Consider the following 25,649-nt stretch of genomic DNA (forward strand, 5'->3'; position numbering starts at 1 on the left):
GCAAGGGGGCAGTATGAGACTTGGAAGCGCACGCCTGGCATGGCACGACGCGTTCTACACGCCCTGGGACAGCGTCATGCACCACGGGCTGGAGGGGGCAAAGCTCGCCAAGCGCGGGTACGTGGCTAACGAGACCCGGCCCGAGCGCTGGGAGAACACGGGCAAATGCGCCCACATGGCGCTGGCGGGGAGGGTGCAGCACGCCATCGCCAGCCTGCCCGAGGACTACCAGCAGTTCGGCCACCACCTGTACGCCCCCGTCATTACCACCGAGGTGTCGAACAACTGGGAGGAAGTGGCGCTGGCCAAACTGGCCGGCCATGTGCACCTGGCGCTGAAAGGGCGGAGCGACAAGCGCACGTGCAGGCCGTACAGCCGCGAGTGGTGGGTTGCCCGTGGTGTCTTGGTCCGGTACCGACACATGGTTCAGGGCGGCATGGGCGCCAATCCTGACCCGATGGCTGCCCAGTGGGTGTTCAGGGAGTGGCTGGCCGACAACCACGGTGTCGAACTGGATAGCCGCAACTGGGGCCGCCAGTGGGGCTGGCTGGTGCAGCTGATGTTCGACCAGGCCGGGATCATCGACGGCATGTGCCTGCGTCCAGTGGGACGAGTGCTGAGCGAGGAAAGAGAGGCCGCTTGACAGCGATGTGCGGGTTTTGGCAAGATTTTCCCACGGTGCGAAGCAGCACCCAAAACACATAAACCCGCCATTTGAGCGGGTTTTTTGTTGCCCACGAATAATTCCAGACCCCGCCATCGAGCGGGGTTTTGCGTTTCTGGAGGCCCCATGAAAGCCCCAGTCAGGAGCAATAGCATGTCGAAACCGGAAGGCATCGTTGAAGCTGTCGGCGCCTCGGTGGCGAACAAGGGCATGCTCGTCGGCGCCAGTACCGGCTTTGTCGGCTGGCTGTCCCAGGTGAACTGGGTTGGCTTTGCCGGCGTGGCCATCGCCTTGATCGGCTTCCTGGTCAACACGTACTTCCAGATCCGCAAGGATCGCCGGGAGGCGGCAGAGAGCCAGGCCCGTATCCAGGCCCTGCGTGAGCAATGCCAGCGATGAGCGTGCGCAACCGGGTGGCGGTAGGCCTGCTGACCGTGAGCCTGGCCGGCTTCGGCGCCTGGAAGGCCAGCGAGGGTTTTACCGACGTGGCCGTCATCCCCACCAAGGGCGACGTTCCAACCATCGGCCACGGCTCCACCAGGTGGGAGGACGGCACACCCGTGAAGATGGGCGACACCATCACCCGCCAGCGCGCCGATGTTCTGGCCCGCGCCCTCAACAGCCAGGCCGAGAAGCAGTTTGCCGCCAGCCTGCCGGGCGTGAAGCTGCACCAGGACGAGTTCGACCTGTACATGGACTTCGTTGGCCAATACGGCATGGGCAACTGGCGGCCATCCTCGATGCGCCGCGACCTGCTGGCCGGCAACTACGCTCAGGCCTGCAATGACCTGCTCAAGTACAAGTTCGCTGCCGGCTATGACTGCAGCACCCCAGGCAACAAGCGCTGCGCTGGGGTCTGGACTCGACAGCTTGAACGCCACGCCAAGTGCATGGGGGTTCAGCGATGAGCCGGAAGCAGCCGTACACGCCCTGCAAGCTGTACGTCGATGGCGCCGATGGCATCGCTGTCGGTGACTTCATCACCACCGCCGCCGGGTCCGCGTACCTCGTCCAGACGCTCCGGGTGAACCGCAACCGGCCGGATCGCAAGCACATGGACTGCCTGCGCTGGCCCATGGCCGAGATACCCGCTGACGCACGCTGCTACCAGATGACCTGGTATGCGCGATGAATTCCACCACCACCCCTGAGGCACCGGAAATGACCAAGCACTACATCGGCACCAAGATCGTCATGGCTTTGGCGATGACCCGCCTGGCGTATAACGAATACCGAGGCTGGGACCTGCCAGCAGACGAGAACGGAGCCGACGAAGGCTATCTGGTCGAATACACCGACGGCGGTGCGCCAAACCACCCAAGTCATGCCGGTTACATCAGCTGGTCGCCCAAAGCCCAGTTCGACGCCGGCTATGTGGCCGTTGGGGATATAGGCCATCTGCCGCCGCACCAGCAGCGCGTTGTCGCTGAGCTGGAGCAGCTGTCCGACCGCGTCACCAAGCTGGAAGCGTTTCTGGCTACACCCCTGTACGCCAGCCTTCCCGATGACGAGCAGCAGCTGCTCAAGATGCAGGCCGATGCGATGGTGCTCTACATGGGCATCCTCAACACCCGCGCTGCCAAGTTCCGCTGACGGGGCAGCCCATGACCAACTACCTGGTGGCCGGCCTTGTCGCATGCGGCGTGGTCATCTACGCCGGCTGGCAGAAGATCGAGGCGCAGTCCGTGGCACTGGACCAGGCCACCCAGCAGGTGCAGACCCTTGAGGCAGCTGCCGGGTCCCGGCGCAACACCATCCGCCTGCTGGCCGACCTCGACACCCAACACACCCAGGAGCGCGAACGTGCGAACCAGACCAATGCGAGCCTTCGTGCTGATGTCGCTGCTGGCCAGCGCCGGCTGTCAGTCCTCGCCACCAGCTGCAGCACCCCAGGATCTTCCACCGCCGCCGGCGTGGGTCATGCAGAAGCGCGAGCCGAACTTGACCCAGCGGCTGCTGAACGAATTGTCCGAATCGCCAACGACGGCGACGACGCCATCCGCCAACTGACAGCCCTGCAGGACTGGGTCAGCAAGGCCTGCCCCATCGCGCAGTAAGGAATTTCCATGGCCATGACCGTGAAGCGCCACCGGTTTGTGGCTGAGTACCTGGTGGACCTGAACGCCACCCAGGCAGCGATCAGGGCCGGATACGCGAAGAAGGGGGCGAAGGACCAGGCCTACCAGCTCATGCAACTGCCGGAGGTTGCCCAAGCAATCGAGCAGGCCATGGGCGAGCGGAACAAGCGGTTGCAGGTCGATGCCGATTACGTGCTGCAACGGCTCACCGAGATCGACCAGCTCGACCTGGCCGACATCTTCGACCTCGACGGCAAGCTGATGCCCATTCGGCAGTGGCCCCTGATCTGGCGCCAGATGGTCAAGGAAGTGGACATGAAGACCGGCAAGGTCAAGTTCCACGACAAGTTGCGTGCACTTGAACTGATCGGCAAGCACGTCAACGTCAATGCGTTCCGGGAGCAGGTGAACCACACCGGGGAAATCAACTTCACGGACATGACGGACGAAGAACTTGAACGCCGTATCGCCAAGCTCTCCGGCAACCAGGGCTGAGAAGCATGAGCTGCTCGCGCTGCTGGAGGAGCGAAAGCGGCGCAATGCCCAGCGCCAGTACCTGCTGCAGTTCGAATCGCTCTACGAATGGCAGCTCAAGTTCGTCAGGGCTACGGCTGATTTCTCGTCCTGCATGCTCATGGCGGGTAACCGGGTCGGCAAGACCCGCACCGGCCTGACGATCGATGCTGTACACCTGCTCGGCGACTACCCGGCGGATTGGGAAGGGCATCGGTTCAACCACGCGCCGCTGTGCTGGTTGCTCGGCTACTCCATGGAGAAGACCCGCGACCTGCTGCAGAAGCCGCTGTTCGGCACCTACGAAAACGGCAAGTGGTCGGGAGGGCTGATCCCGGCTGACCGCATCGTTGGTCACCTGTCAGCCAGTGGTACGCCAGGCGCGATGCGCGAGATCCGCGTGATGCATGCGTCAGGTGATGTAGCCACGGTGCAGTTCTGGTCCTACAGCCAGGGCCAGCACGCAATCATGGGCGATAGCGTTGACTGGTACCACATCGACGAAGAGCCCGAAGACAAGGAGATCTACCCGCAGGTCATCACCCGGACCGCCACAGGCGACCGTGGGCGAGGCGGGCGGGGGATCCTGACCTTCACCCCTGAGAACGGTCGAACCGAACTGGTCGTCAAGTTCATGGACGACCCGGGCGAAGGCCAGTACATGCAGCGTGCGACGTGGGATGACGCGCCGCACCTCACCGACAAAATCAAGGCCGAGTTGCTCAGTGCATACCCGGCCTGGCAGCGCGACATGCGGACAAAGGGGCTTCCATTGCTCGGCACCGGCCTGATCTTCGACTTCGGCGACGACGACATAAAGTGCGCCCCGTTCCCATGCCCCGACCACTTCTGGGTCATCAACGGCTGTGACTTCGGCTGGGATCACCCGCAGGCGCACGTGCAGCTGTGGATCGACATGGAGGCTGACATTGTCTACGTCGCTCATGCCTGGAAGATGTCGAAGGTCACCCCTGTCACAGCCTGGGGCTCGATCAAGTCCTGGGCGCAGCACGTGCCCACCGCCTGGCCAAGCGACGGCTTGCAGTCCGAGAAGTCCTCAGGCGACGAGCAGAAGAAGGCCTACGTCGATGCCGGCTGGAACATGCTGCCCGAGCACGCCACCTGGCCAGAGGGCGGCGTAGGCGTGGAAGCCGGCCTCGTCCAGATGTATGAGCGCATGACCACTGGCCGCTGGAAGGTGTTCAGCCACCTCAGCGGCTTCTTCGAAGAGAAGATGAACTACCACCGTGACGAGAAGGGCCGGATCGTCAAGCTTCAAGACGACATCCTTTCGGCGGCGCGGTACGCCTACATGATGCGGCGCTTCGCCCGTCAGCGGTTCCAGTGCCGGCCGGTTACGCACGGCACGCATCAATCCCACTACGACCCTTTCAACTGAGGACTCAACCCATGGGCGGAGCAGCGAAAGCCGTGGCCAACGTCGCCACGCTGGGCCTTGCCGGCAAAGTGCTCGGCGATTCTTTCGAGACACCGAAGACCGAAACCACCACGGCCGACCAGGTGGACACCAACGACGTATCCAACGCCGATGCCCAGGGCTTTGCCGATGACAAGCGCCGCCGCGCCAAGGCAGCCGGGCTGTCGTCAACCATCCTTGGCGGGGCCAGCGCGGCCGCGGCACCAACCGCCACCAAGACCTTGCTGGGCCAATAATCATGGCTGACACCCTGCGCCAACGAGCCGAGAAGCGTCTCGGCATGCTCAAAACTGAGCGCACGTCCTGGGAGGCGAACTGGCGCGAGCTGTCAGATTTCATCCAGCCCATGCGCTCTCGCTTGCTGGGCGATGATCAGGTCAACAAAGGTGACCGTCGAAGCAGCAAGATCATCAACAACGAGGCAACCGAAGACAGCGGCTCGCTCGCTGCCGGCATGATGTCCGGCCTCACTTCTCGATCTCGTCCGTGGTTCAACCTGGTTGTGCAGGATAAGCGGGCTATGGAGTTCGGCCCGGTCAAGGACTGGCTGTTTGAGGCCTCCGAGCGCATGCGCGACGTCTTGCTGCGCTCCAACTACTACAACTGCCAGCACGTTTCCTACCTCGAAATGGGCGTGTTCGGTACCGGCGCCATCTGGATCGACGCTGATCCGCGCACTGGTATCCGCTGCGAGGTGTTCACTGCTGGCGAGTACTACGTAGCCAACGGCGCCGACGGCAAGTGCAACAGCTTCTACCGCGAGTTCAAGCTGACAGCTGCCCAGATGGCCGAGCGCTTCGGTAAAGAAAACCTCAGCACCCAGGCGCAGAACGCCCTGGCGCAGTCGCAGCAGGATCAGTGGTTTGACTGCGTGCAGATGGTCGAGCCGAACGCCGACCACGTGCCTGGCTCCAAGGTCAGCCGAATGCTGCCATTCGTGTCGCTGGTATGGGAGAAGGCTGCACCAGGTGACAAGGTGCTCGAGCACAAGGGCTTCCACGAATTCCCAGTTGCTGTCATGCGATGGGATGCGTTGCCCGGTGACTGCTACGGCACTGGGCCAGGGCGTCGCTGCATCGGCGACATCAAGGCCCTGCAGCTGTACGAGCGCAACTCAGCGCGTCTGGTCGAGACCGGCGCGAACCCGGCAATGCAGGCGCCCACCAATCTGCGTGGCCAGGCCAGCTCAACCACGCCCGGCTCGATAACCTACGTTGACCAGGTTGGCGGCCAGAACCAGATGGCGCCGATCTACACCCCTGACGCCAAGTGGTTGCAGTTCATCGAGTCCAAGATCGGCAAGCACGAAGCACGCATTCGCCGCTCGTTCTACACCGACCTGTTCCTCATGATCAGCCAGATGGACGACGTCCGGACGGCAACCGAGATCAACGCCAGGCGCGAAGAGAAGATGTCCATGCTCGGCCCGGTCGTCGAGCGCGTGGACTTTGAGGGGCTGGACCCGATCATTGAGCGCGTGTTCGGCATCATGCTGCGCCAGTCTTTGCCGATCTGGGCCGGCCTTGTCGATGGTGACCCGCTGCTGCCTGAGCCTCCGGAAGAGATCGGCGACACCGTAGTTGAAGCCGATTACATCTCGATCCTGGCCCAGGCGCAGAAAGCCTCTGCTGTCACCGGCCTGGAGCGCATTGCTTCGACCATCGGCAACCTGTCTGCCGCATTCCCTGAGGTCCGCGACAAGTTCGACGCCGATCAGTGGGTGGACGAGTACGGCGAAGCCATTGGCGTTGTGCCTACCGTCATCCGTGGTGATGAAGAGGTCGCCGCCATCCGCGAGCAGCGCGCCCAGCAGCAACAGCAAGCAGAGGCCCAGCAGGCCATGGCCAGCGGCGTACAGGCCGCAAAACTCCTATCCGAAACCCAGATCACGGGCGACAACGCGCTCGGCCAGATGCTCGGAGCCTAAATGTTCGACGAAGACGACATCTCGCAACTGCGGGAGGACGGGGCGCGCCTGGCGAAACAGCAACGCATCGCCGATGTGCGGGCCCAGATGGCCACACAGACCGGTCGCCGCTTCGTGTGGCGGTTGCTGGTTGATACCCGCTTCGAAAGCCAGAAGACCCTTTTCGATACCCATGGCGGCCGCCAGAGCTACCTGATCGGCGCCTACGAGGTTGGCCGTTCCATAGCCGACGAGATCAGAACCCTGTGCCCTGAGCAGTACCTGCTGATGGTGCGGGAAAACACCACGGTCAATAGCGAGGAATGACCATGAACGACAAAGCAATCGAGCAACAGATCCAGGCAAAGGGCCTCAACGCTCCGCGTATCAAGCCTGACGACATCAAGGCCAACATCGTCTGCGAGCACTACTTCACTGCTGGCGATGGTGCGCATGGTGCGGCCCTGGCCGCTGGGAAGGATCGCAGTGCTTACGAGTCATCGCTTGACCTGCTGACCTTCTGCGTTTTGGTGCTGCGCAACGGCTTCACGGTGACCGGGGAGAGCGCTTGTGCCAGCCCGGAAAACTTCGACCCGGAGATCGGCCGCCGCATCGCCCGTGAGAATGCTGTGGCCAAGGTCTGGCCGCTGATGGGCTACGAGCTGCGCAGCAAGCTGGCAGGGGGTGAAGCATGAGCCTGTTCGTGCACGGCCGTCTCGGCCACTACCTCATGAATGAAGCAAATGTTGACGGGGCACAGTCTGGGTCCGCTACCACAACCGCAAGCGGTACAGAGGGTGAACAGTCGCAAGGCACTGAGCAGCAGCAACAGGCTGCCGACCAGAGCCAGCAGCAAGCCCAGCAAGAGCAGCAGGCTGCCGCAACGGTAGTTCCTGAGTCCTACGCGTTCGCCAACCTGCCCGAAGGCTACTCCATCAGCGAAGAGCAGCTGGCCGCGTTCTCGCCAGTGCTGAAGGAACTGGGCCTGACCCAGGAGCAGGCGGACAAGCTCGTTGCATTCGATGCCCAGCGATCCCTGGCGGCCCAAGAGGCAAGCCAGCAGCAGGCCATCGAGTTCCGCAACAAGCAGGTAGGCGAGTGGGAAACCGCACTGCGCGGCGATGCCGAGTTCGGTGGTGCCAACTTCGACGCCAACGTTGCTATCGCCCAACAGGCTCTGGCTGCGTACGGCACCCCCGAGCTGAGCGCGATGCTTAGCGAGTCTGGCCTGGGCACTCACCCGGAAGTGGTTCGCTTCTTCCACAAGGTCGGCAAGGAACTGGGCGAGGGCAAGCTGCACCGCACCACCACCGAAGTCCCAAAAACCGAAATGACCATCGTTGACGCCTTCCGGTAAGGCAAAGGAGTAACAAGTGGGAATCCTCACCTCGACCATGCCCACGCTGATCGATAAGTTCAGCCGGGAAGATAAAGACAAGAAAATCATGAAGATCATCGAGCTCATGGCTCGACAGAACGACATCCTGATGGATGCCGAGTATCAGGAGTGCAATGACGGCTCCAAGCACAAGACCACCATGCGTTCCGGCATTCCTGAGCCGACCTTCCGCATGTACAACCAGGGCGTTCAGCCAAGCAAGTCGACCACTATCCCGGTTCTCGACACCACCGGCATGATGACCGACTACGGCCTGGTCGATAAGGAATTGGCCGACCTGAGCGGCAACGCCGATGCTTTCCGCGCCTCCGAGAACCTGGGCAAGCTGCAGGGCTTCAACAACAAAGCCGCTCGCTACATGTTCTACGGCAACACTCAGACCGAGCCGCAGGCGTTCCTGGGCCTGTCGCCGCGCTACAACTCGCTGTCCGCTGAATCCGGACGCAACATCGTTGACGCTGGCGGCACCGGGTCCACCAACACATCGATCTGGATCGTCACCTGGGGCGAGCTCACCACCCATCTGCTGTATCCGAAAGGCAGCGTGGCCGGGTTCCAGCACCAGTTCAAGGGCGAAGAAACCGTCAAGGACGATGTTGGTGGCGAGTTCCAGGCATATCGCGACTACTTCAAGTGGGACCTCGGTATGTCGGTACGCGACTGGCGCGCAAACGTCCGCGTAGCAAACATCGATGTCACCCAGCTGACCAAGGATGCATCGGCTGGCGCTGACCTGATTGACCGCCTGATCACTGCCTACTACCTGGTCGACAACCCGATGCAGGGCGAAGGCCGCACCGTGATCTACGCGAACCGCACCATCCAGACGTTCCTGCACAAGCAGGCGATGAACGCCAAGAACGTCAACCTCACCCTGGGTGAGTACGCCGGCCGCAAGATCCCAGAACTGCTGGGCATCCCGATCAAGCGCTGCGACGAGTTGCTCAACACCGAATCCCGCGTGGTTTAAGGAGATCATCATGCTTTTCGACAAGAAATTGCTCATGTCGAACGCCCAGGCGATCACTGCCTCGGCGGCTTCGACCGACGTTATCGACCGCGGTGACCAAAAAGACGTGGGCCGCGCCGGCGATATCCCGCTGTGCATCCAGGTGGTCGAGGCCTTCAACACCCTGACCAGCCTGACCATCGAGATGCAAGCCGACGACAACTCGGCGTTCAGCTCGCCGCGCAGCCTGTTCTCGGTGGTTGTTCCCTTGGCCGACCTCAAAGCCGGCTACCAGACGCCGATCATCACGCTGCCGCAGAAGACCGAGCGTTATCTGCGCATGAACTACACCGTGACCGGTACCGCGCCAACCACTGGCAAGGTCACCGCCGGCATCGTTGCGGGGGTACAGACCAATGGTTAAGCGCTATCGCGTCCTCGAGCGTTCGTTCATCAACGGTGCGCTGCTTGATGCAGGAGCCGAAGTTTCACTGATGATCGACTCGCCAGGTTCCAACCTTGAGCTTCTGGACCCGCCAGACGATAAGGGCGGCCCTGCAGCTGCATTCACCGCCAAGCACAACGGTGGTGTCCGCTGGATCGTCGTTGACGCTAACGGCGAAAAGGTCGGCGACTTCGTCGGCGCCAGCAAGGAAGAGGCTCAGGCCGAGGCTGACCGGCTCATTGCCGCCAGCCAATCTGACGCCTAAGTCAGCACCACCAACCATCCAGGGCCCTTCGGGGCCCTTTTTATTTCCCGGAGATCACCGTGGAACTCAAGAGCATCTATGCGCAGGATCAGCGAGGAAACGTGCTGCCTGGGGCCTCGGCTGCCTTGTATTTGGCTGGCACGCTTACCCTGGCTTCTGGACTGCTGAGGAAAGATGGGAGCAGCCATCCAAACCCTTTCGCGGCTGACTCTACCGGCCTCATTGAACTGATAGCGCCGGATGGAGCTTATGACCTGGTAGTCAACAACTCGGCCAGCTCGCTTACCCAGCGCTTGGTGTTTTTCAGTGCAGAGGATGCCGTTATTACGCCGTTGCAATTCGGCGCAAAGGGCGATGGCGCTTCCAACGACTCTGCAAAGTTCACCGATCTAGGGGCAGTTTATCAGGGGAAAACCGTCGACTTGGCGGGCAGAACCTACCTGGTCAACGCGTTCCCGACAGACAACTTTTACATAAATGGCAAGTTTAAGAGGGTATCTGACGGGCTTACCGTGCAGTCCGAGTACAACGGTACCTTTCGAATCGGTAATAGCAATACCCTTGCAGGCCGCCAGGTAGCGCAGAACCTCACGCCATACTCGATTTATGGGGCTGGGCCGCGTGGCTACAACCTCACTGCTTATGGCGACAAGGCTCTGGCCAGCGCTGGGGATGAAACATACAACTGCTCAGCCTTCGGCCCGGGCGCCATGTTCAACAACAGGTATGCCCGATACAACGAGGTTTTCGGACTTGAAGCGCTTTACTACACGGTTGGCATTTCTGGTGATGGTCTGACTGGTACACGCAACTCGGTGTTTGGTAGTAACGCCATGCGCTTCAACACCACTGGCAGAAGCAACACCGCCATGGGACGGAACGCCAACCAGGTGGCAACGACGGCAAACTTCAACACCTTCTTGGGCGCTGCTTCTGGCGCTGGTGCTGCGCCACTCGATCTTTCCGGGGCCATCGTCAACCCTTACCCACGGACGGCAAATAACCAGACAGGCGTAGGTACCAATTCCCTTCTGTCGTCGAACGGTGAGGGCAACACAGGCATTGGTAACAATGCTGGTCAGAACTTGAAGTTGGGCAGTCAGAACACTGCCCTTGGCTCCGGTGCGCTCAGCACGCTGGAATCAAACGTTTCACCAAATGGCAACCAGCTGATCCAGTCATCGCTTGCGGGCACCTGGAGCCAAGTAGGCACAGTCCTTACCTTCAACATGACTGCACACGGCATGTCTGTTGGCTTCACCGCAACCGTTGTGCTCAACACTGGTGCACCCAATACCGGTGGAGATCCTCAGCACTTCACGCTGACAGCGGCAACTGCGGATTCCTGGACGGCAGTTGCACCTGATTCTGCTGCTCGGGCCGGCACCTGCACGCTCACCGCTTACGAAACCACGACGCCAGTAGCACCAATTACCGGGGTAACTGCGGCCGGCTACGGCGCAATGCTTAGCGCAACCGGCGGTAACAACTGCACGGCCTACGGTTCTTTCGCCTTGCGCGACAACATCGGCGCATCCAATACCGCCGTGGGTGGCCTGGCTGGGCTGGAGAACACCACCGGAACCCAGAACACCGCGATTGGCTATTCGGCGCTGCGGCTCAGCAAGACCGGCGGCCAGAACACTGCAGGTGGTGAGTTCGCACTGGGTGCACTGACCTCAGGTAGCGGGAACACTGCCTTTGGTCGGTCGGCTCTGCGCGGCATGCAGGATGGTTCGGCAGCCGCAACCCTGAACAATGCCACCGGAATCGGTCAGGGAGCCTCGGTATCGGGTGACAATCAGGTGCAACTTGGCAACTCAGCCACCACGACCTATGTCTATGGAACCGTGCAGAACCGATCTGACGCGCGCGACAAGACGGAAATCCGCGACACCGTGTTGGGGTTGGACTTCATCAATGCGCTACGCCCTGTCGACTTCAAGTGGGACATGCGCGAGGACTACAACGAAACCAAAGAGGTCGAGGTAGTTCAGGCCGATGGAACGATTGCCGTAGAGCTGCAGGTGACCATCCATGAGCGCGACGGTACGAAGGCCAGGAATCGCTTCCACCACGGCTTCATTGCGCAGGAGGTGGCCGAAGTCATCAAGAACACCGGGGTTGATTTTGGCGGCCTGCAAGACCACGCGGTGCTTGGCGGATGCGATGTCATGTCTATCGGCTATGACGAGGTAATAGCGCCATTAGTGAAATCGGTACAGCAACTGACTGCTCAAATTCAAGACCTGCGTGCCGAGGTACTAGAGTTACGCGCCTCCTCAGAAGGGGGGCTGCAGCCATGACCAGTGTCGTGACCATTTGCAACATGGCGCTGGCCAACATCGGCCACGGCCAGCAGATCGAAGCGCTGACCGAGGGCAGCAACGAGGCGCAGCAGTGCAACCTGTTCTACGAGCATTGCCGCGACACGGCCCTGCAGGACTATCGGTGGGGCTTTTCGACTGCGTATGCCGCTCTGGCGAAGGTAGCCGACAACCCTGACCCTGAATTCCCCTATGCCTTTGGCATCCCGGTTGGCTGCTTGAAGGTCTGGAGGATCATCAACCCGGTCATGCCAGAGGCGCTGCTGCGCTCGCAAGGATGCGTAGGCGTGCCGGAGATCCCCCCAACGCCATACCGCATCATCAACGGCGGCGGTGTGCGCCTCCTGGCGGCGCCGGTCTTGACTCCCACCATCGAATACACCGTGCGGGTTACATCGTCGGAGCTGTTCGACCCTCTGTTCGTGTCTGCGCTTTCCTGGCTGCTGGCTTCGAAGATCGTGGGCCCGCTCGCTAAAGACCCAGGGATCGTGACCGCCTGCCTCCAGCAGTACAGGGCAGAGATCACCAACGCTGCCGCCTCGGACCTGAACCAGTCGGAAACCAACTACGTGCGGGAATCCGCCTTTATTACGGTGCGATGACCATGACAGTGCTCATTCAGCCATCATTCAGTGCCGGCGAAGTGGCGCCGGCCACGTATGCCCGGGTCGATCTCGCCCGTTATTACACCGCGCTCCGGACCTGCCGCAACTTCGTTGTTCTGCCTGAGGGTGGTGTGCAGAACCGGGCCGGCACCCGCTTCACCACTGAGGCCAAGGACAGCAGCGTGCGTATCAAATTGGTCCCGTTCCAGTACTCGACCGAGCAGGCCTATATCCTGGAGTTCGGCAACCAGTACATCCGATTTATCAGTAATGGTGGGCAGGTGGTTATCGGCAATACGCCGTACGAGATCGCTTCCCCGTATACCACCGCGCAGCTGTCAGGGCTGAAGTTTGCCCAGTCGGCTGATGTGCTGACTATCGTCCACCCGGATCACCCGCCGCGCGAGCTGTCCCGCTTGGCTCCAACGAACTGGACGCTGACCGCCATCACCTTCGAGCCTGGCATTGCGGCACCCACCGGGCTGTCCGCATCGCCCCGTTCCGGTGGCACCGACGACACCACCGAGTATCAGTACAAGGTCACCGCCGTCAGCGGCATATCGGAAGGTTCCGTCGAGTCCTGGGCCAGCAACACCGCGACCGTCAACAGCTGGGACAACAAGCCCGGGGCGACCCTGTCCTGGTCGGCTGTCGCCGGCGCCGACCACTACAACGTGTACAAGAACAAGTCGTCTGGCGTGTTCGGGTTCATCGGGCAGGCTACCGGTACCACCTTCACCGACATCAACATCACGCCCGAAACCGACAACACCGTGCCAATTGGCTACAACCCGTTTGCTGATGGCAACAACCCATCGGTGGTTGGCTATTACCAGCAGCGCATGGCCTTCGCTGCCAGCAACGCCAACCCGCAAACCGTCTGGTTGAGCCGTACCGGCGACTTCCACAACTTCGGCTACTCCGACCCGAGCAAGGATGACGACGGTATCGAGTTCGTCATTGCCAGCCGGCAGGTCAACCAGATTCGGCACCTGGTTTCCCTGCGCGAGCTGCTGGCCATGACTTCAGGCGCCGAGATCGCCATTACCGGCTCAAGCGATTCCGGCATCACCCCGGCCAACGTGTCGGCAGTCGAGCAGAGCTACTTCGGTTCTAGCAACGTGATCCCGGCCATCTATGCCAACACGGCGCTGTACATCCAGGCCCGTGGCGGAAAGCTGTCGACGCTGGCCTACAACTACGTTTCGGACGGCTTCCAGCCTCAGGACGTAAGCGTGCTCTCGTCGCACCTGCTGCGCGGCTTCACCATCCAGGACCAGGCGTTTGCCCTGTCGCCGAACGGCGTGCTGTGGATGGTGCGCAACGATGGTGTGCTTCTGGGGTTCACCTTCCTGCCTGACCAGCAGGTATACGCATGGCATCGCCATGACACGGACGGGCTTGTTGAGGCCGTCGCCAGCGTTCCGGAGGGTGACGAGGACGCGCTGTACCTGGTCGTGCAGCGGACCATCAATGGCACGCCACGACGCTACATCGAGCGCATGGCCTCGCGCCAGCTGACCCAGTACGGAAGCGACCAGACTGTCTACGATCGTTCGTTCTTCGTTGACTGCGGCCTGAGCTACGACGGCAGGGTCAGCGGTACGGCAGTTCTGACCGAGGGCACGGACTGGAAATACCCCAACCCGATCAAGTTGACCTCTTCGGCTGCCGTCTTCTCGTACGTGCCAGAAGAGAACGCGGTGATCCTGGTGCTGGTGGATGGCGGAACCATCCGTATCCCCCTCGACTCCGTTGAACCCGGGGAAACCCTTGTCATGTACGGAGCCGACGGGGAGATCCTGCACCTGGTTATCACCGAGGTGCTGGACACCAATACGGTCATGGTCATTCCCCAGACCATCGTTCCTGAATCGCTGCGCGGCATCAGCACCGGCCGGTGGGGCTGGGCCAAGTCCATCTTCGCTGGCGCAAGCCACCTGGAAGGGAAGACGGTGTCGATCCTTGCTGACGGCAACGTGCTGCCGCAGGTCGTTGTCTCTGGTGGCGAGGTCGTCACCGACCAGGTTGCGCTGGTTGCCCATATCGGCCTGCCAATCGAGGCGGATTTCGAAACGCTCGACGTCACGCTGCAGAACAACCAAGCATTCCTCGGTAACCGCAAGCGGGTCAACGAAGTCACGGTCATCTGTCAGGAAAGCCGCGGAATCTTCGCCGGTACCGATCCAGACCACCTGAAAGAGTTCAAGCAGCGCAGCACCGAAAACTACACGCAGCCGATCGACCTGCTGACTGGCCGGGCCGAGATCTCCATCCCGGGGCGCTGGGACAACTTTGGGCGCATCTTCATCCGCCAAAGCGACCCGCTTCCGCTCACCATTCTGGGGGTAATGCTCAATGTCCAGGCCGGTGGGTGAAATGTTGCCGGTTGATGACCGGCTGATCGCCATGACGGTGGCGAACGCACGGATGCAGGACCGCCTGGAGTTTGAATGCCTGCGCGGCCTGACCGTCGAGCAGGAGCTGCGCGACTCGGTGGCCCGGAGCATCAACCCGCGCGCCTTCGTCGTCGGCGGCCGGGTGGTGGCCATGTTCGGCGACATCAAGCACGACGACCGTATCGGCGTGCCGTGGCTGATCAGTACCACCGAGATCGCCAAACACCGCCGGGCTTTCCTGGTCGAGTGTGACCGCGAGGTCGCCGCCATGCGCAAGCGCCACCAGGTGCTGATCAATTACACCGATGCCCGCTACGTCAAGGCCTTGCGCTGGCTGCGCTGGCTCGGCTTCGAAATGCACGCCGCCATCCCCTACGGGGCCCGTGGCGAGTTGTTCCATCCAATGACTTTGAGGGGGTTGTAATGGGCGCAGCAGCACCAGCCCTTGGCCCGGCAGCGGCCGCCGGCGGCGGGATACTCGGCGCGTATTCCCAGATCCAGCAGGGTAAGGAAGCGGTGAAGGCCGCCAATCGCCAGCAGCGTTACCTGAATGACCAGGCACGCGACACCATCAACCAGGGCGATTTCGCCGCCGACATGGCCAACGAGCAGGGCAGGCAGACGGCCGCCAGCCAGCGCACGGGCTTCGCTGCCAACGGTGTGGTTGTTGGCCAAGGGTCTGCCGGCCGGATCGAGCAGGACACCATTGACCTCGCCCGACAGGACGCCGATCAGCTGCGCCGCAACGCTTTCAACCAGGCAATGGGCCTGGTCGATCAGGGGAACGAGGGCATCAAGCAGGCCAAGGCCGAGTTCCGCACCCGCCGCCTGAACGCCTTCGGCTCGCTTCTCACCGGCGGCGGCCAGGCCGCCAACATGTACAGCAGGGGTTGACCATGGCTGCAAGAATTCCGCAGTACCAGCGCCGGGTTGGCCCAGAGGTCACGGGCGCCCCGCGTGTGGCCGAGGCATCTGTCGATGCGTCGGGCTTGGCTCGAGGCCTGTCTAGCTTGGCCGGAGACTTGGCCGACATTCACCAGCGTGAAACGCGCGAGGCCAACCAGACTGCCGTGCTCAACGCCGACAACCAGCTTGGCACCTGGCAGAACGAAGCGATTTTCAACCCGGAAACAGGTGCTTTCACCAAGAAGGGTCAGGCTGCGCTCAATGTGACGAAGACCACGCTGGATCAGTTCGACCAGCAGCGCGAGTCCATTGCCAGCGGGCTGGCCAACGAGCAGCAGCGGCAGATGTTCACCCAGGCGGCACTGCAGCGGCGCTCCCAACTGCAGGGGAAACTGGGTAGCTATGAGTTCGGCGAGCAGCAGGAATACAAGAACCAGGTCGATAAGGCTGCCATCGCCACCGCGCTCAACACGGCGGCACTGAACTACAACGACCCCAAGGCCATTGCAGAAAGCCACGGTAGGATCGACGGCATCCTGCAACTGCAGGCCCAGCGAAATGGTTGGGCGCCCGAGGTGCTGGAGGCCAACCGTACCAAGGCCACCAGCGACATGTACTCGGACATCCTGAAGCGCCAGGCCTCGCAGGATCCGTATAAAGCCCAGGCCGCCCTGAAGCAGTACCAGCAGTACCTGACAGCTGACGACCTCACCCAGGTGGGCAGCTCGATCGATGGCAAGGTCGAGCGCCTGCAACAAAAAGCGGAGATGGCCCAACTACGCGCCGAGGCCCGTGGCGAGCGTGCGCTTGGCAAGATCAACACCCAGATCGCCAGTGGCATTCCGGCTACCGATGAGATGTGGTCGAACTGGGCGAATCAGGTCAAAGGTACGCCGGCGGCGGCCGAATTCAACGAGCTCCGCAAACAGGAGGTGGCCACCCAGCAGGTTCTGCGCCAGCCTATCGACCAGCAGGCAGCCTACTTCAACAAGCTGCAAGCCGAACTGCAGAACAATGGCGGTACCGTGGCACAGGCCAACAACCTGAATCGCCTGGGGCGTGCCATCGAGACAAACGCCAAGATGATGGCAGAAGCACCCCTCGACTACTTCCAGCAGCGGCTTGGCGGCGGCGTCGAGCCTATCGACCTCAACTCGGACAACCTGCCTGCTGTTCTGGGCGACCGCGTATCGGCCATCCAAGGTATGCGGCAGAAGTTCGGGCCAACTGTCGCCATGAAGCCTTTGTTGCCACAAGAAGCCAAAGCGCTGTCGGCCCAGCTCGAACAGATGAGCCCTGACCAGCAGTCGCAGTTGTTCGGCAAGCTTCACGCCGCCATGGGCGATGACCAGGCATATGTCGGCGCCATGCAACAGATCGCGCCAGATTCGCCTGTCCGCGCGCTGACTGGCGTTCTGGCGGGTAAGCAGCGCTCCCTAACCACAGGCACCCACTGGTTCCGTCCCGACGACGTTGTGAGCAGCGGCGATGTGGCCAAGACCATGGCCCTGGGAGAGTCGATCCTGAACAAGTCCAAGGCTCAGAAAGGACAGGATGGCGGTGGCAAGTTCCCGATTCCCAAGCAGGCCGACTTCGATCTGGCGTTGGGCAAGCAGCTCGGCACAGTGTTCGCTGGCCAGCCGCAGTCCTACTCACTGGCGGCCCAAGCCGTGAAGTCCTACTACACCGGCGCTGCGGCTGAGGCTGGCGACGTGTCGGGCGAGGTCAACAATGCGCTCATGAAGAAGGCTATCAAGGCCACTGTGGGCGATGTGGTTGATTTCAACGGCTCGTCCACGATTGCGCCATGGGGGATGCCTTCCGACACCTTCAAGAACGCGGCCCAGCAAGCACTGGTTCAGACGATGAAGGCCCAGGGCATGAGCGATCAGGATGTAGCCACGGCCAGCGCGCTGACGCTCCGCCAGGCCCGTGATGGTGTCTATTACGTCATGCAGGGCAACCAGTACAAGTACGGTGCTGATGGTAAGCCGCTCATGATCAATGTGAATGGGGGTGGCCAGTGAGCTTTGTCACCGACCTCGCCTTCAACGATCAGCTGGCGCTCGAGCAGGATGCCCTGGCAAATCCTGCCCTGACCCCGCCCGAGCCAAGCTTCTGGGATGGTTCCGGTACCGCGCTGTTCAGCGGCATCGCCCAGGGCGCAACCCAACTGGCCCTGCAGGCAGCCCAGTACGGCAACGACCCAGACCAGGCCATTCTGTTCGATGTGCCAACCGATGAAGAAGAGATCGCCCGCCGCGCCGCCATTGGCCAGCAGCGCCTGGCAGTGACCGAGCGCTTGCGGCCAGACGCACAGACCAATGGCACGGCCGCGCAGATCCTGTTCGGCCTGGGCGACGTTGGTACCCGCTTCGCGTTCGGCGCAGCATCCGGCGGCTTGCCTGTTGCAGCTGGCGGCGTCGGTCTATCCATGGGGGAGCAGCGCTTCAGCGAACTGCGCGGGGAGGGCGTAGACCCGAAGACCGCAGCACTTGCTGGCGTGATCGAGGGCACAACACTGGCAGCCGGCGCTTTTCTGCCGGCGGCCCGTCTGCTGGCCCAGCCAGTTGCAGACCTTGCCGCAACAGCCGGCGCCAACGTTGCGCTCGGTGCTGTGGCACGCGGCGGTGTTGGCCAGGTACTGGAGAGCAATGGCTACACCCAGCAGGCGCAGCAGTATCGCGCGCTGGATGCCCAGGCCATGGCCATCGATGGCTTGCTTGGTGGCGCATTTTGGGGGCTTGGCCGGGCTATGTCAGGCGCGCCAGCAGCATCCCCTGAAACCGTCGACGCCGCGCTTGCCGGAAACAATGGGCTGCACGCCCAGCACGGTACCGCGCCTGGTGCGCCCGTTAACGCTAAGTCGAGCGCTGCACACCAGAGCGCGCTGGACTTGGCACTTGATCAGATGAGCCGCGGCGAGCCGGTCAACATCAGCGGCCTTATGGATGACACCGCGTTCATTCGCTCCAATCGCGTTGGGCCCGAGGAAACCGTGGTGCGTGACCAGGCGCAGCAAGAGGTCTTCGCTACCGCCCGGGCAGAGCTTGAGCCTTTGGCGGCCGCAGGCCTGCCAAATGTTCGCGATATCCGGGCCGAAGTCTCAAACCTGCGTCGGAGCCTTGGTGATCTTGAGCAGGCGCACGAAGCCGCTGGGAATACCTACCGGCAGGCGGCCAAAGACTTTCAGCAACAGCGCATGACTCGCAAGCAGGCCGAGCGAGCTGCCCGCGACAGCATTGCCCAGCAGCGCCAGGCCATTGATGAACAGCGCTCGGCAACTCAGGCGCGCATCGATGAGCTGAACCAGCAGCTTGAAGGTAACCGCGCTTCTGAGCGTGCCAAAGCTGACCTGGCGGCCATGGATCGCGGCGAAACTCCGGCACGGCTGCAGAATCAGGTGGACCAGCGCGCTGAGCAGATTGGCAGCGCCTTCAAGCGTTCGGCCCTGGCCAGCAGTGTTGCCCCTGACCACGGCATGGCCCTGAACAGGCTGGCGGCCGAAGACATCCAGCGCATGCTGCGCGAGAGCCGACAGCTGATCGAAGAGCCTGTAACCCAGGCCGAGCCACGCACCCCGACAGGCGACTCTGCTCCTACAGGCGAAACCCAGCAACCACGGGCCCCACAGGCAAATCAACAGGGTGAAAATGGCGGCTCCGCTCCCACAGGTGAAACAGATGCAACGCGGGGCGTAACGACTGCGCCGGAAAGCGGAACACCGGCGACCGAAACCGTAACAGTCGGCACCCAAGGTGCTGACGCTGTAGCAGGTATCGACCCGGCGTTGCCTGCACTGCTCGACGCTGTAGCCGCTGGCGAGCGCGACCTGCAGGTGCCGACTGGCGCTATCAACGAGGACGGCACCCCCGTCACTGTCTCCGCCCGCGAGCTCCTGGCCGAAGCAGACGCCGAGATTGTCCAGGCCGCCAACGACTCCAAAGGCTTCCTTGCTGCCGCCTTGTGCGCGCTGAGGTTCGGTAACTGATGAAACAGCAATGTATCCAGGCGGTTCAGCAGGCCATAGGCCGTGCACTCACTCAGCCGCAGATCCAGGACATCGAGGCGCGGATAAGCCGCAATATGCGGCAACTGGCGCAGCGCGACCCACAGGGCTGGCAGATGAAGACCTCGTCCGACCGGCTGACTGAAGCGGCCAATGCCGCCGCCAAAGAGCTGCAGGCCGAGGCCGCCAAGAAGAAGCAACGGGTTGCCCTGACCATTCTGGCGCACGACCGCGTGCAGAACGTAATGGCCCAGTTCCCGGACGACCCACTCAAGGGCCTGGACCGCCTTCTGGCCTTCGCCTCGGACTACCCGGGCATTATGTCGATCGAGTCGGCCAGTCGCGCTATCAGGGACGAGGCCATGTCCACCATGCTCGAAGCCATCGACATGACGCGTGGCAAGTTCCTAGGGCTGTTCGCCGATGAGGCCAAGGCACGCGCCCTAGTGCAGGAGCTACACGGCCAAGACAGCGGCGTGCCGGAGGCAAAGACCGGCGCCAAGCAATTCGCCGATGTGGCCAACCGCCTGCGCGAGCGCTTCAACCGTGCGGGCGGAGATGTCGGCTACCTCGATGATTGGGCGATCCCGCGCAGCCACAGTCAGCTGAAGGTGGCCCGGGCCAAGGATCAGTGGATTGCAGACCATGTCCAATGGGCGAACCGGTCCAAGTACTTCAAGGCAGACGGCACCAGGATGAACGATGCCGAGCTGGCAGACTTCTTCACCAACGCTTGGGAGACTGTGGCCACCGGCGGGGTTAACAAGCTGGAACCAGGACGCCCCATGGGCAATGGCGCACGCGCCAACCGCGGCAGCGAGTCGCGCCAGATCCACTACCGGGACGCTGATGCCTACCTGGCCGCCCAGGCCAAGTACGGTGACAAAGGCCTGATGGACCTGATGTTTGGCCACATCGACCGCGCTGCCCGCGATATCGCGCTGATCGAGGCCATGGGCCCGAATCCTAATCACGCCATGCGGTACCACACCGAGACGGCCGCCAAGCAGATGATCCAGGCCAAGCCCGAGGCAAAGGCCAAGATCGAGAAACGCGTGAACCGTCTGGAGCGCCTTTACACCGAGGTGGCCGGTACCCGTGAGCCGGCAGCATCCGCTGCGCTGGCCAATGCTTTCGATACCTACAGGGCGACCAACGTGGCGGGCAAGCTTGGGTCGGCGGTGATCACCGGCCTCAGCGACCAGGGCACGCTGGCGCTGGTAGCCAAAATGAATGGCATGCCCGTAATGCAGGTGCTGAGCAACGAGTTGCGCATGCTTAATCCTGCTGACGCCAGCCACCGTCGGCTGGCCATGCGCGCCGGCCTTGGCATCGACCAACTGATCGGCAGCCTGGCGCGTTGGGGTGAGGACGGGCTGGGCACTGATGCCGAGATCGCCGGACGCGCGGCGAAATGGTCCCAGGCTGCTGCCACAAAGGTAATGCAGCTTTCCGGCATGAACGCTATTGATGCCGGCAACCGCCGGGCGTTCGGCGCCACCATGATGGATGTTACCGGTGACCTCACGCGTCGGTTCGATTCTCTCAAATCCCTGGAAGAGGGAGATCGCAAGCTGATGCAGCAGCGCGGTATCACCGATCAGGATTGGTCGGTATGGCGCCTTGCCCAGCCGGAAGACTGGCGCGGTGCCGGCGACCAGGTGCTGACCCCTGGAAGTATCTACCGGGTATCCGATGCCACCCTTACTCCTTTGGCGAAGCAGGTAGGGGTTTCCCCTACGCGCCTTCGGGAGCAGGCAGCCACCCGGCTGCTGGGCATGGTGCTGGACGAAACGAACATGGCGATCCCAGCGCCAGGCGCTCGCGAAAAAGCGTTCATGCATGGGAACAACCAGCGCGGCACTTGGAGCGGCGAAATCATGCGTAGCTTCTGGCAGTTCAAGTCTTTCCCGGTATCGATGATCTCGAAGCACTGGCGCCGCGCAATGGCTCAGCAGACAGGCTGGGGCAAGGCTGGGTATTTCTCGGCTCTCTTCGCCAGCGCTACAGTGCTTGGCGCCATGGCAATGCAACTGAATGAAATAGCATCGGGACGCGACCCGAAAAACATGCTGGATGACGGCCTCGGCGGCGTGCCTGGACTTCGGTTTGGGCTGGCAGCTTTGCTCAAGGGCGGCGCGCTTTCGCTGTACGGCGACTTCCTTTTCTCCAATACCACCCAGGGTGGCACGTCCGCTCTTGCAGCGTTTGGCGGCCCACTGGCCGGTGATCTTGAAACGCTGCTCAACCTGCGCGGAGTCACTGCCGATGCAGCACTGGGAGACCGCGACGCAGATGTAATCGGGGCCCGGCTGATCCAGTTGGGTAAGGGCCATCTGCCCGGGGCCAATCTCTGGTACACGAAGGCTGCCACCGACCACATGATCTTCCACCAGTTGCAGGAGTACTTCTCGCCGGGGTACCTCAGCCGTATGCAGCGCCGGGCCCAGCGTGAGTTTGGCCAAAGCTATTGGTGGGAGCCAGGGGAGACCGGGCCATCCAGGTCCCCAGACCTCGGGGCCGCCGCCGGCAACTGATCACCAAGCCCGCTTCGGCGGGCTTTTTCATGCCCGGAATTCGGGGCAAATCGGTTTTGTCACACTTCAAGGTAGAGACAACCCCAAAAGCAAAAGCCCCAGGCGCTCGCAACGCCCGGGGCTTTTTGTTTCCACCCCATGAGAGCCCATGAGGAGAACGTAATTGCATGTTAGCAAAATCATTCGAGAGGTACGAATCATGTCCGAAAGCCTGTCGTCCTGGCGCTTTGTGGCGATCTGGATCGTCGCGCTTGTCATCGCTGTTGGTTACGCAGCGGGCAACATCCCTTGGGACAAGTTCCTGTGATGACCAGTCGAGCCGCAAACGTCGCCGGCTGCCTTATCGCCGCTGGCGCTTTCATTTTTCTATCCCTATCCGGCGCAGCCCTGCTGATCGCCGCCCTTTAACCAAGCCACCCGACAACCATCCCCCTTAGAGAGCCCCGCCAAGTGCGGGGCTTTCGCGTTTCTGGAGCAAAGAAAATTGACCGTATCGACCACGACCAATGAGGTTTCCTACGATGGCACTGGCGGTCTGGCTTCCTGGCCCGTGCCGTTCCGATTTTTCGACGACACCGACCTGACCGTCACGAAGATCGATGCTCAGGACAACAGCACTGTACTGGTGCTTGGCACTGACTACACCGTGACCGGGGCCGGTAACCTTGAGGGCGGCACGGTCACCCCTGCGGCCGCGCTTCCCGTGGGGCAGAAGGTGATCATCTCCCGCATCCTGGCGGCCGTTCAGGAAACCGACCTGCGCAACCAAGGCCGCTTCTTCGCGCAGATCCACGAAGACGTCTTCGACTACCTGACCATGCTGATTCAGCAGTCATTCTCCTGGCTGTCGAGGGCACTGGTCCGGCCAATTGGCAAGAACTACTACGATGCAGAGGGCCGCCGTATTGCAAACGTGGGCGATCCTCAGTCGGATGGGGACGCGACCAATAAAGGATGGGTGGTGACTTACACCGCCTATTGGTACAGGGCAGCCATTGAGTACGCGGAAAAGCTGTTGGCCGGCGCAACTGGTGGCTTCGGCTACTTCATCCAGCTCGGGGCAGGCGCTGTGGCCAGGACGTTCCAGTCCAAGCTGCGCGAGATCCACCAGTCGCCATTCGATTACGGCGCAACTGGGGATGGTGTGACCAACGATACGGCGGCATACGCGCTGACCGAGGCTGCGGCGGATGTGGTGCGCTTGCCGAAGGACGCAGTGTTCGTGATCGATCCGGGTTACGTGTTCACCAAACCTACGTCAGGCCCTGGCCAGGTGAAGATTGGCGGGGTGGCTTTGGCCGGCGCCGATCTGGTGTATGACGTTTACCGGACCAGCCTGCAGATGATCCCGGATTCGTATGCTGGCCAGGTGGGTTCGCCAACCGCTGGCGACAACCTGTCGATCAGCATTTCCCCAGGCGGCAAGCACACCGGCATCCGCAACCGCTCCACCTTCGTCGGCACCCTTGGCCCGAAACAAATTCAGCAAGTCGACCGTATCGACGGTTTCGGCAACGGCACTTTCATGTACACCCGGTTCCTTGAGCGAACTGCAGCGCTTGGCACCATTGCGTGCCAGTGGCTCGGCAGCAACAACCCGCTTGCCGATAACCATGAATGGTGGACCAATGCCGGTGGCTATGTGCCGGGGCAGGTTGGCTGGAACTATCAGGGCATGGAAACGCGAAACCCTGGCATCGGCGCCAAGATTGCTGCCTTCACTGGTTTCGCCACGCAGCCGACGGACTGCGGCCGAAGCGTCGCGGTTGGTCGTAACGCTCTGAACGGCACGGTGATGGCCACCAACGTGGTGGCTGTCGGTTACCGGGCCGCGGCCGGCACCTATTCGGTTTCCAACCTGGTCGCCCTCGGAACGGATACTTTCCGCGACGGGGTGTTCCACAAGGACTCCGTGGCCGCAGGCTCATTCGCTGGCAACGCCTGGCAGGAGGGCGAGCGCAACGCCTTGTTCGGGCACAACGCGGGCGGATCAGCCGTGCGCGGTACGCGAAACACCCTGATGGGCTCGTTCGCCGGCTACGACTATACCGACCTCAACGGCTGCATCCTGATCGGCCACGGGGCGGGCAATACCATAGGCGGGTCTTCGCTCACCAATGTTTTCTGCCTCGGGCCAGACGGCACCCTACCGCTGATGTCAGGTCGCCTGAATGACTTCGCCCTGGGCGTGAACATCCTGCCCAGCAAGATCAAGGGCACCTTGCATGTGCGGACCAACGATTTTGGTGGTGAAGCCGCTGCACATGCCCTGGCCGATGACTTGGTAGTGGAAAACTCGGTAGGCGTTGGCGCGACCTTCCGCTCTCCTGCCGATGCCTCAGGGAACCTGTTCTTCGCTCGGCCAGGTTCGAATCAGGCCGGCGGCATGAGCTACACGCACACCTCTGACACGCTTGCACTGCTGGCCAACGGCGCGTCTCGGTACCGGGTCGACAGTGCTGCGCTGTTCCCGACCCTGGACAACGCTTATTCCATTGGCAAGGCTTCGTTCCGGCCAAGCGTGATCTACGCGGCAACCGGCTCGATCAGCACCTCGGACGGCCGCCTGAAAGAGGTCCGGAGCCTGCTGAATGATGCAGAGCTGAAGGCCTGGTCTGGTGTGCAGCCGCTCATTTACCAGTTCATCGATATGGTGGAGGAGAAGGGCGGGAACCAAGCGCGCTTGCATGCTGGCTATGTTGCTCAGGAGGTGCAGCGGTCATTCCTGGATGCTGGGCTGGACCCGACCCGCTACGCGCTTTGGTGCGAAGATCCGGTTTTCCGAGTAGAGACGCGGCAGCGAAGCGTTGAGCGCCAGGTGATGCAACTCGTGGCAGAGGAGCACCGCACCATCGAGCTGATTGATGGCGTGGCAACCCAGGTCGTCAGCACCGTCCAAACTCAGAAGCCCGTCTTCCGAGATATGCCGGTCTTCGATGAGGCTGGCCATGAGGTCATGCGAGACGGTGAGCAGGTCACTTTCTCGGTGCCGGTGATGGAGGTGGTCCAGGAGGATTATGAGGAGCAGGTCCAGAACGGCACCCGGCTTGGGCTACGCTACGACCAGTGCCTGGTGTTTGAGACTGCCTACCTGCGTTCTGTCTTGGCCAGGCAGGATGAACGGCTCAATAGGCTGGAGGGCATCGAGTAATCAAAACGCCACGGTGAGTGGCCCCATCCACGGATAGGGCCACTAAGTCAATCGCGAG

Annotated in this window: 25 protein-coding genes; all 25 read left to right on the forward strand. The window is 62.0% G+C overall.

Going from position 1 to position 25,649, the window contains the following annotated elements:
* Positions 1 to 13 precede the first annotated feature (13 nt).
* The 25 genes from BJQ17_RS14565 (at position 14) to BJQ17_RS14685 (ending at position 25,591) form a co-directional block, all read left to right on the forward strand.
* A complete protein-coding gene (locus BJQ17_RS14565) occupies positions 14 to 643 on the forward strand; it encodes a hypothetical protein (protein ID WP_139139783.1) in 630 nt (209 codons plus the stop codon).
* A 174-nt stretch (positions 644 to 817) separates the two neighbouring features.
* Positions 818 to 1,063, forward strand: coding sequence for a holin (locus BJQ17_RS14570; RefSeq protein WP_012271404.1), 246 nt, complete (start codon positions 818 to 820; stop codon positions 1,061 to 1,063).
* The gene (locus BJQ17_RS14575; protein ID WP_070096230.1) at positions 1,060 to 1,572 is read left to right on the forward strand and encodes a glycoside hydrolase family protein; all 513 of its coding nucleotides are present in this window, start codon (positions 1,060 to 1,062) and stop codon (positions 1,570 to 1,572) included. The genes BJQ17_RS14570 and BJQ17_RS14575 overlap by 4 nt, the downstream gene beginning before the upstream one ends.
* On the forward strand, positions 1,569 to 1,796 hold the full coding sequence (locus tag BJQ17_RS14580) for a hypothetical protein (protein ID WP_070096231.1): 228 nt from the start codon (positions 1,569 to 1,571) through the stop codon (positions 1,794 to 1,796). Before BJQ17_RS14575 ends, BJQ17_RS14580 begins: the two co-directional genes overlap by 4 nt.
* Entirely contained in the window at positions 1,793 to 2,257 is a 465-nt protein-coding gene (locus tag BJQ17_RS14585) for a hypothetical protein (protein ID WP_256559673.1), read from the forward strand. The genes BJQ17_RS14580 and BJQ17_RS14585 overlap by 4 nt, the downstream gene beginning before the upstream one ends.
* 11 nt (positions 2,258 to 2,268) lie before the next feature.
* Entirely contained in the window at positions 2,269 to 2,721 is a 453-nt protein-coding gene (locus BJQ17_RS14590; RefSeq protein ID WP_070096232.1) for a lysis system i-spanin subunit Rz, read from the forward strand.
* A gap of 9 nt (positions 2,722 to 2,730) precedes the next feature.
* Entirely contained in the window at positions 2,731 to 3,237 is a 507-nt protein-coding gene (locus BJQ17_RS14595) for a terminase small subunit (RefSeq protein ID WP_070096233.1), read from the forward strand.
* A complete protein-coding gene (locus tag BJQ17_RS14600; RefSeq protein WP_070096234.1) occupies positions 3,197 to 4,654 on the forward strand; it encodes a terminase large subunit domain-containing protein in 1,458 nt (485 codons plus the stop codon). The genes BJQ17_RS14595 and BJQ17_RS14600 overlap by 41 nt, the downstream gene beginning before the upstream one ends.
* An 11-nt stretch (positions 4,655 to 4,665) precedes the next feature.
* Positions 4,666 to 4,929, forward strand: coding sequence for a hypothetical protein (locus BJQ17_RS14605; RefSeq protein ID WP_070096235.1), 264 nt, complete (start codon positions 4,666 to 4,668; stop codon positions 4,927 to 4,929).
* A 2-nt stretch (positions 4,930 to 4,931) separates the two neighbouring features.
* Complete coding sequence (locus tag BJQ17_RS14610) at positions 4,932 to 6,620, forward strand: portal protein (protein ID WP_070096236.1); 1,689 nt, start codon at positions 4,932 to 4,934, stop codon at positions 6,618 to 6,620.
* Entirely contained in the window at positions 6,621 to 6,926 is a 306-nt protein-coding gene (locus BJQ17_RS14615; protein ID WP_070096237.1) for a hypothetical protein, read from the forward strand.
* Positions 6,927 to 6,928: 2 nt separating this feature from the next.
* Positions 6,929 to 7,294 carry a Gp49 family protein gene (locus tag BJQ17_RS14620; RefSeq protein WP_070096238.1) on the forward strand — a complete coding sequence of 122 codons (366 nt, stop codon included), beginning with the start codon at positions 6,929 to 6,931 and terminating at the stop codon, positions 7,292 to 7,294.
* On the forward strand, positions 7,291 to 7,956 hold the full coding sequence (locus BJQ17_RS14625) for a hypothetical protein (protein WP_175442741.1): 666 nt from the start codon (positions 7,291 to 7,293) through the stop codon (positions 7,954 to 7,956). The genes BJQ17_RS14620 and BJQ17_RS14625 overlap by 4 nt, the downstream gene beginning before the upstream one ends.
* A 16-nt stretch (positions 7,957 to 7,972) precedes the next feature.
* Positions 7,973 to 8,968 carry a major capsid protein gene (locus BJQ17_RS14630; protein WP_070096239.1) on the forward strand — a complete coding sequence of 332 codons (996 nt, stop codon included), beginning with the start codon at positions 7,973 to 7,975 and terminating at the stop codon, positions 8,966 to 8,968.
* Between the two features lie 10 nt (positions 8,969 to 8,978).
* A complete protein-coding gene (locus BJQ17_RS14635; protein WP_070096240.1) occupies positions 8,979 to 9,371 on the forward strand; it encodes a Bbp16 family capsid cement protein in 393 nt (130 codons plus the stop codon).
* Positions 9,364 to 9,657 carry a hypothetical protein gene (locus tag BJQ17_RS14640; RefSeq protein WP_070096241.1) on the forward strand — a complete coding sequence of 98 codons (294 nt, stop codon included), beginning with the start codon at positions 9,364 to 9,366 and terminating at the stop codon, positions 9,655 to 9,657. The genes BJQ17_RS14635 and BJQ17_RS14640 overlap by 8 nt, the downstream gene beginning before the upstream one ends.
* 59 nt (positions 9,658 to 9,716) lie before the next feature.
* Positions 9,717 to 11,963: a tail fiber domain-containing protein gene (locus tag BJQ17_RS14645; RefSeq protein ID WP_070096242.1), complete on the forward strand. Its 2,247-nt coding sequence runs from the start codon at positions 9,717 to 9,719 to the stop codon at positions 11,961 to 11,963.
* Positions 11,960 to 12,586 (forward strand): hypothetical protein, encoded by a 627-nt coding sequence (locus tag BJQ17_RS14650; protein ID WP_070096243.1) that lies wholly within the window; start codon positions 11,960 to 11,962, stop codon positions 12,584 to 12,586. Before BJQ17_RS14645 ends, BJQ17_RS14650 begins: the two co-directional genes overlap by 4 nt.
* Before the next feature lie 2 nt (positions 12,587 to 12,588).
* Positions 12,589 to 14,967: a hypothetical protein gene (locus BJQ17_RS14655; RefSeq protein WP_070096244.1), complete on the forward strand. Its 2,379-nt coding sequence runs from the start codon at positions 12,589 to 12,591 to the stop codon at positions 14,965 to 14,967.
* Between the two features lies 1 nt (position 14,968).
* Entirely contained in the window at positions 14,969 to 15,412 is a 444-nt protein-coding gene (locus BJQ17_RS14660) for a hypothetical protein (RefSeq protein WP_083285059.1), read from the forward strand.
* The gene (locus BJQ17_RS14665; protein WP_070096246.1) at positions 15,412 to 15,882 is read left to right on the forward strand and encodes a hypothetical protein; all 471 of its coding nucleotides are present in this window, start codon (positions 15,412 to 15,414) and stop codon (positions 15,880 to 15,882) included. The genes BJQ17_RS14660 and BJQ17_RS14665 overlap by 1 nt, the downstream gene beginning before the upstream one ends.
* Before the next feature lie 2 nt (positions 15,883 to 15,884).
* A complete protein-coding gene (locus BJQ17_RS14670) occupies positions 15,885 to 17,921 on the forward strand; it encodes a hypothetical protein (RefSeq protein ID WP_070096247.1) in 2,037 nt (678 codons plus the stop codon).
* Complete coding sequence (locus BJQ17_RS14675; RefSeq protein WP_070096248.1) at positions 17,918 to 19,885, forward strand: hypothetical protein; 1,968 nt, start codon at positions 17,918 to 17,920, stop codon at positions 19,883 to 19,885. The genes BJQ17_RS14670 and BJQ17_RS14675 overlap by 4 nt, the downstream gene beginning before the upstream one ends.
* On the forward strand, positions 19,885 to 22,440 hold the full coding sequence (locus BJQ17_RS14680) for a hypothetical protein (protein ID WP_070096249.1): 2,556 nt from the start codon (positions 19,885 to 19,887) through the stop codon (positions 22,438 to 22,440). Before BJQ17_RS14675 ends, BJQ17_RS14680 begins: the two co-directional genes overlap by 1 nt.
* Before the next feature lie 484 nt (positions 22,441 to 22,924).
* The gene (locus BJQ17_RS14685; protein WP_070096250.1) at positions 22,925 to 25,591 is read left to right on the forward strand and encodes a tail fiber domain-containing protein; all 2,667 of its coding nucleotides are present in this window, start codon (positions 22,925 to 22,927) and stop codon (positions 25,589 to 25,591) included.
* Positions 25,592 to 25,649: the final 58 nt, after the last annotated feature.

Source organism: Pseudomonas sp. NBRC 111139 (assembly GCF_001753955.1).
Lineage (GTDB): Bacteria > Pseudomonadota > Gammaproteobacteria > Pseudomonadales > Pseudomonadaceae > Aquipseudomonas > Aquipseudomonas alloputida.

Bases quoted from the DNA above. Each gene is read 5' to 3' on its own strand.
- BJQ17_RS14565 (WP_139139783.1), top strand. From the start codon at position 14: ATGAGACTTGGAAGCGCACGCCTGGCATGGCACGACGCGTTCTACACG.
- BJQ17_RS14570 (WP_012271404.1), top strand. From the start codon at position 818: ATGTCGAAACCGGAAGGCATCGTTGAAGCTGTCGGCGCCTCGGTGGCG.
- BJQ17_RS14575 (WP_070096230.1), top strand. From the start codon at position 1,060: ATGAGCGTGCGCAACCGGGTGGCGGTAGGCCTGCTGACCGTGAGCCTG.
- BJQ17_RS14580 (WP_070096231.1), top strand. From the start codon at position 1,569: ATGAGCCGGAAGCAGCCGTACACGCCCTGCAAGCTGTACGTCGATGGC.
- BJQ17_RS14585 (WP_256559673.1), top strand. From the start codon at position 1,793: ATGAATTCCACCACCACCCCTGAGGCACCGGAAATGACCAAGCACTAC.
- BJQ17_RS14590 (WP_070096232.1), top strand. From the start codon at position 2,269: ATGACCAACTACCTGGTGGCCGGCCTTGTCGCATGCGGCGTGGTCATC.
- BJQ17_RS14595 (WP_070096233.1), top strand. From the start codon at position 2,731: ATGGCCATGACCGTGAAGCGCCACCGGTTTGTGGCTGAGTACCTGGTG.
- BJQ17_RS14605 (WP_070096235.1), top strand. From the start codon at position 4,666: ATGGGCGGAGCAGCGAAAGCCGTGGCCAACGTCGCCACGCTGGGCCTT.
- BJQ17_RS14610 (WP_070096236.1), top strand. From the start codon at position 4,932: ATGGCTGACACCCTGCGCCAACGAGCCGAGAAGCGTCTCGGCATGCTC.
- BJQ17_RS14615 (WP_070096237.1), top strand. From the start codon at position 6,621: ATGTTCGACGAAGACGACATCTCGCAACTGCGGGAGGACGGGGCGCGC.
- BJQ17_RS14620 (WP_070096238.1), top strand. From the start codon at position 6,929: ATGAACGACAAAGCAATCGAGCAACAGATCCAGGCAAAGGGCCTCAAC.
- BJQ17_RS14625 (WP_175442741.1), top strand. From the start codon at position 7,291: ATGAGCCTGTTCGTGCACGGCCGTCTCGGCCACTACCTCATGAATGAA.
- BJQ17_RS14635 (WP_070096240.1), top strand. From the start codon at position 8,979: ATGCTTTTCGACAAGAAATTGCTCATGTCGAACGCCCAGGCGATCACT.
- BJQ17_RS14640 (WP_070096241.1), top strand. From the start codon at position 9,364: ATGGTTAAGCGCTATCGCGTCCTCGAGCGTTCGTTCATCAACGGTGCG.
- BJQ17_RS14650 (WP_070096243.1), top strand. From the start codon at position 11,960: ATGACCAGTGTCGTGACCATTTGCAACATGGCGCTGGCCAACATCGGC.
- BJQ17_RS14655 (WP_070096244.1), top strand. From the start codon at position 12,589: ATGACAGTGCTCATTCAGCCATCATTCAGTGCCGGCGAAGTGGCGCCG.
- BJQ17_RS14660 (WP_083285059.1), top strand. From the start codon at position 14,969: ATGTTGCCGGTTGATGACCGGCTGATCGCCATGACGGTGGCGAACGCA.
- BJQ17_RS14665 (WP_070096246.1), top strand. From the start codon at position 15,412: ATGGGCGCAGCAGCACCAGCCCTTGGCCCGGCAGCGGCCGCCGGCGGC.
- BJQ17_RS14670 (WP_070096247.1), top strand. From the start codon at position 15,885: ATGGCTGCAAGAATTCCGCAGTACCAGCGCCGGGTTGGCCCAGAGGTC.
- BJQ17_RS14680 (WP_070096249.1), top strand. From the start codon at position 19,885: ATGAAACAGCAATGTATCCAGGCGGTTCAGCAGGCCATAGGCCGTGCA.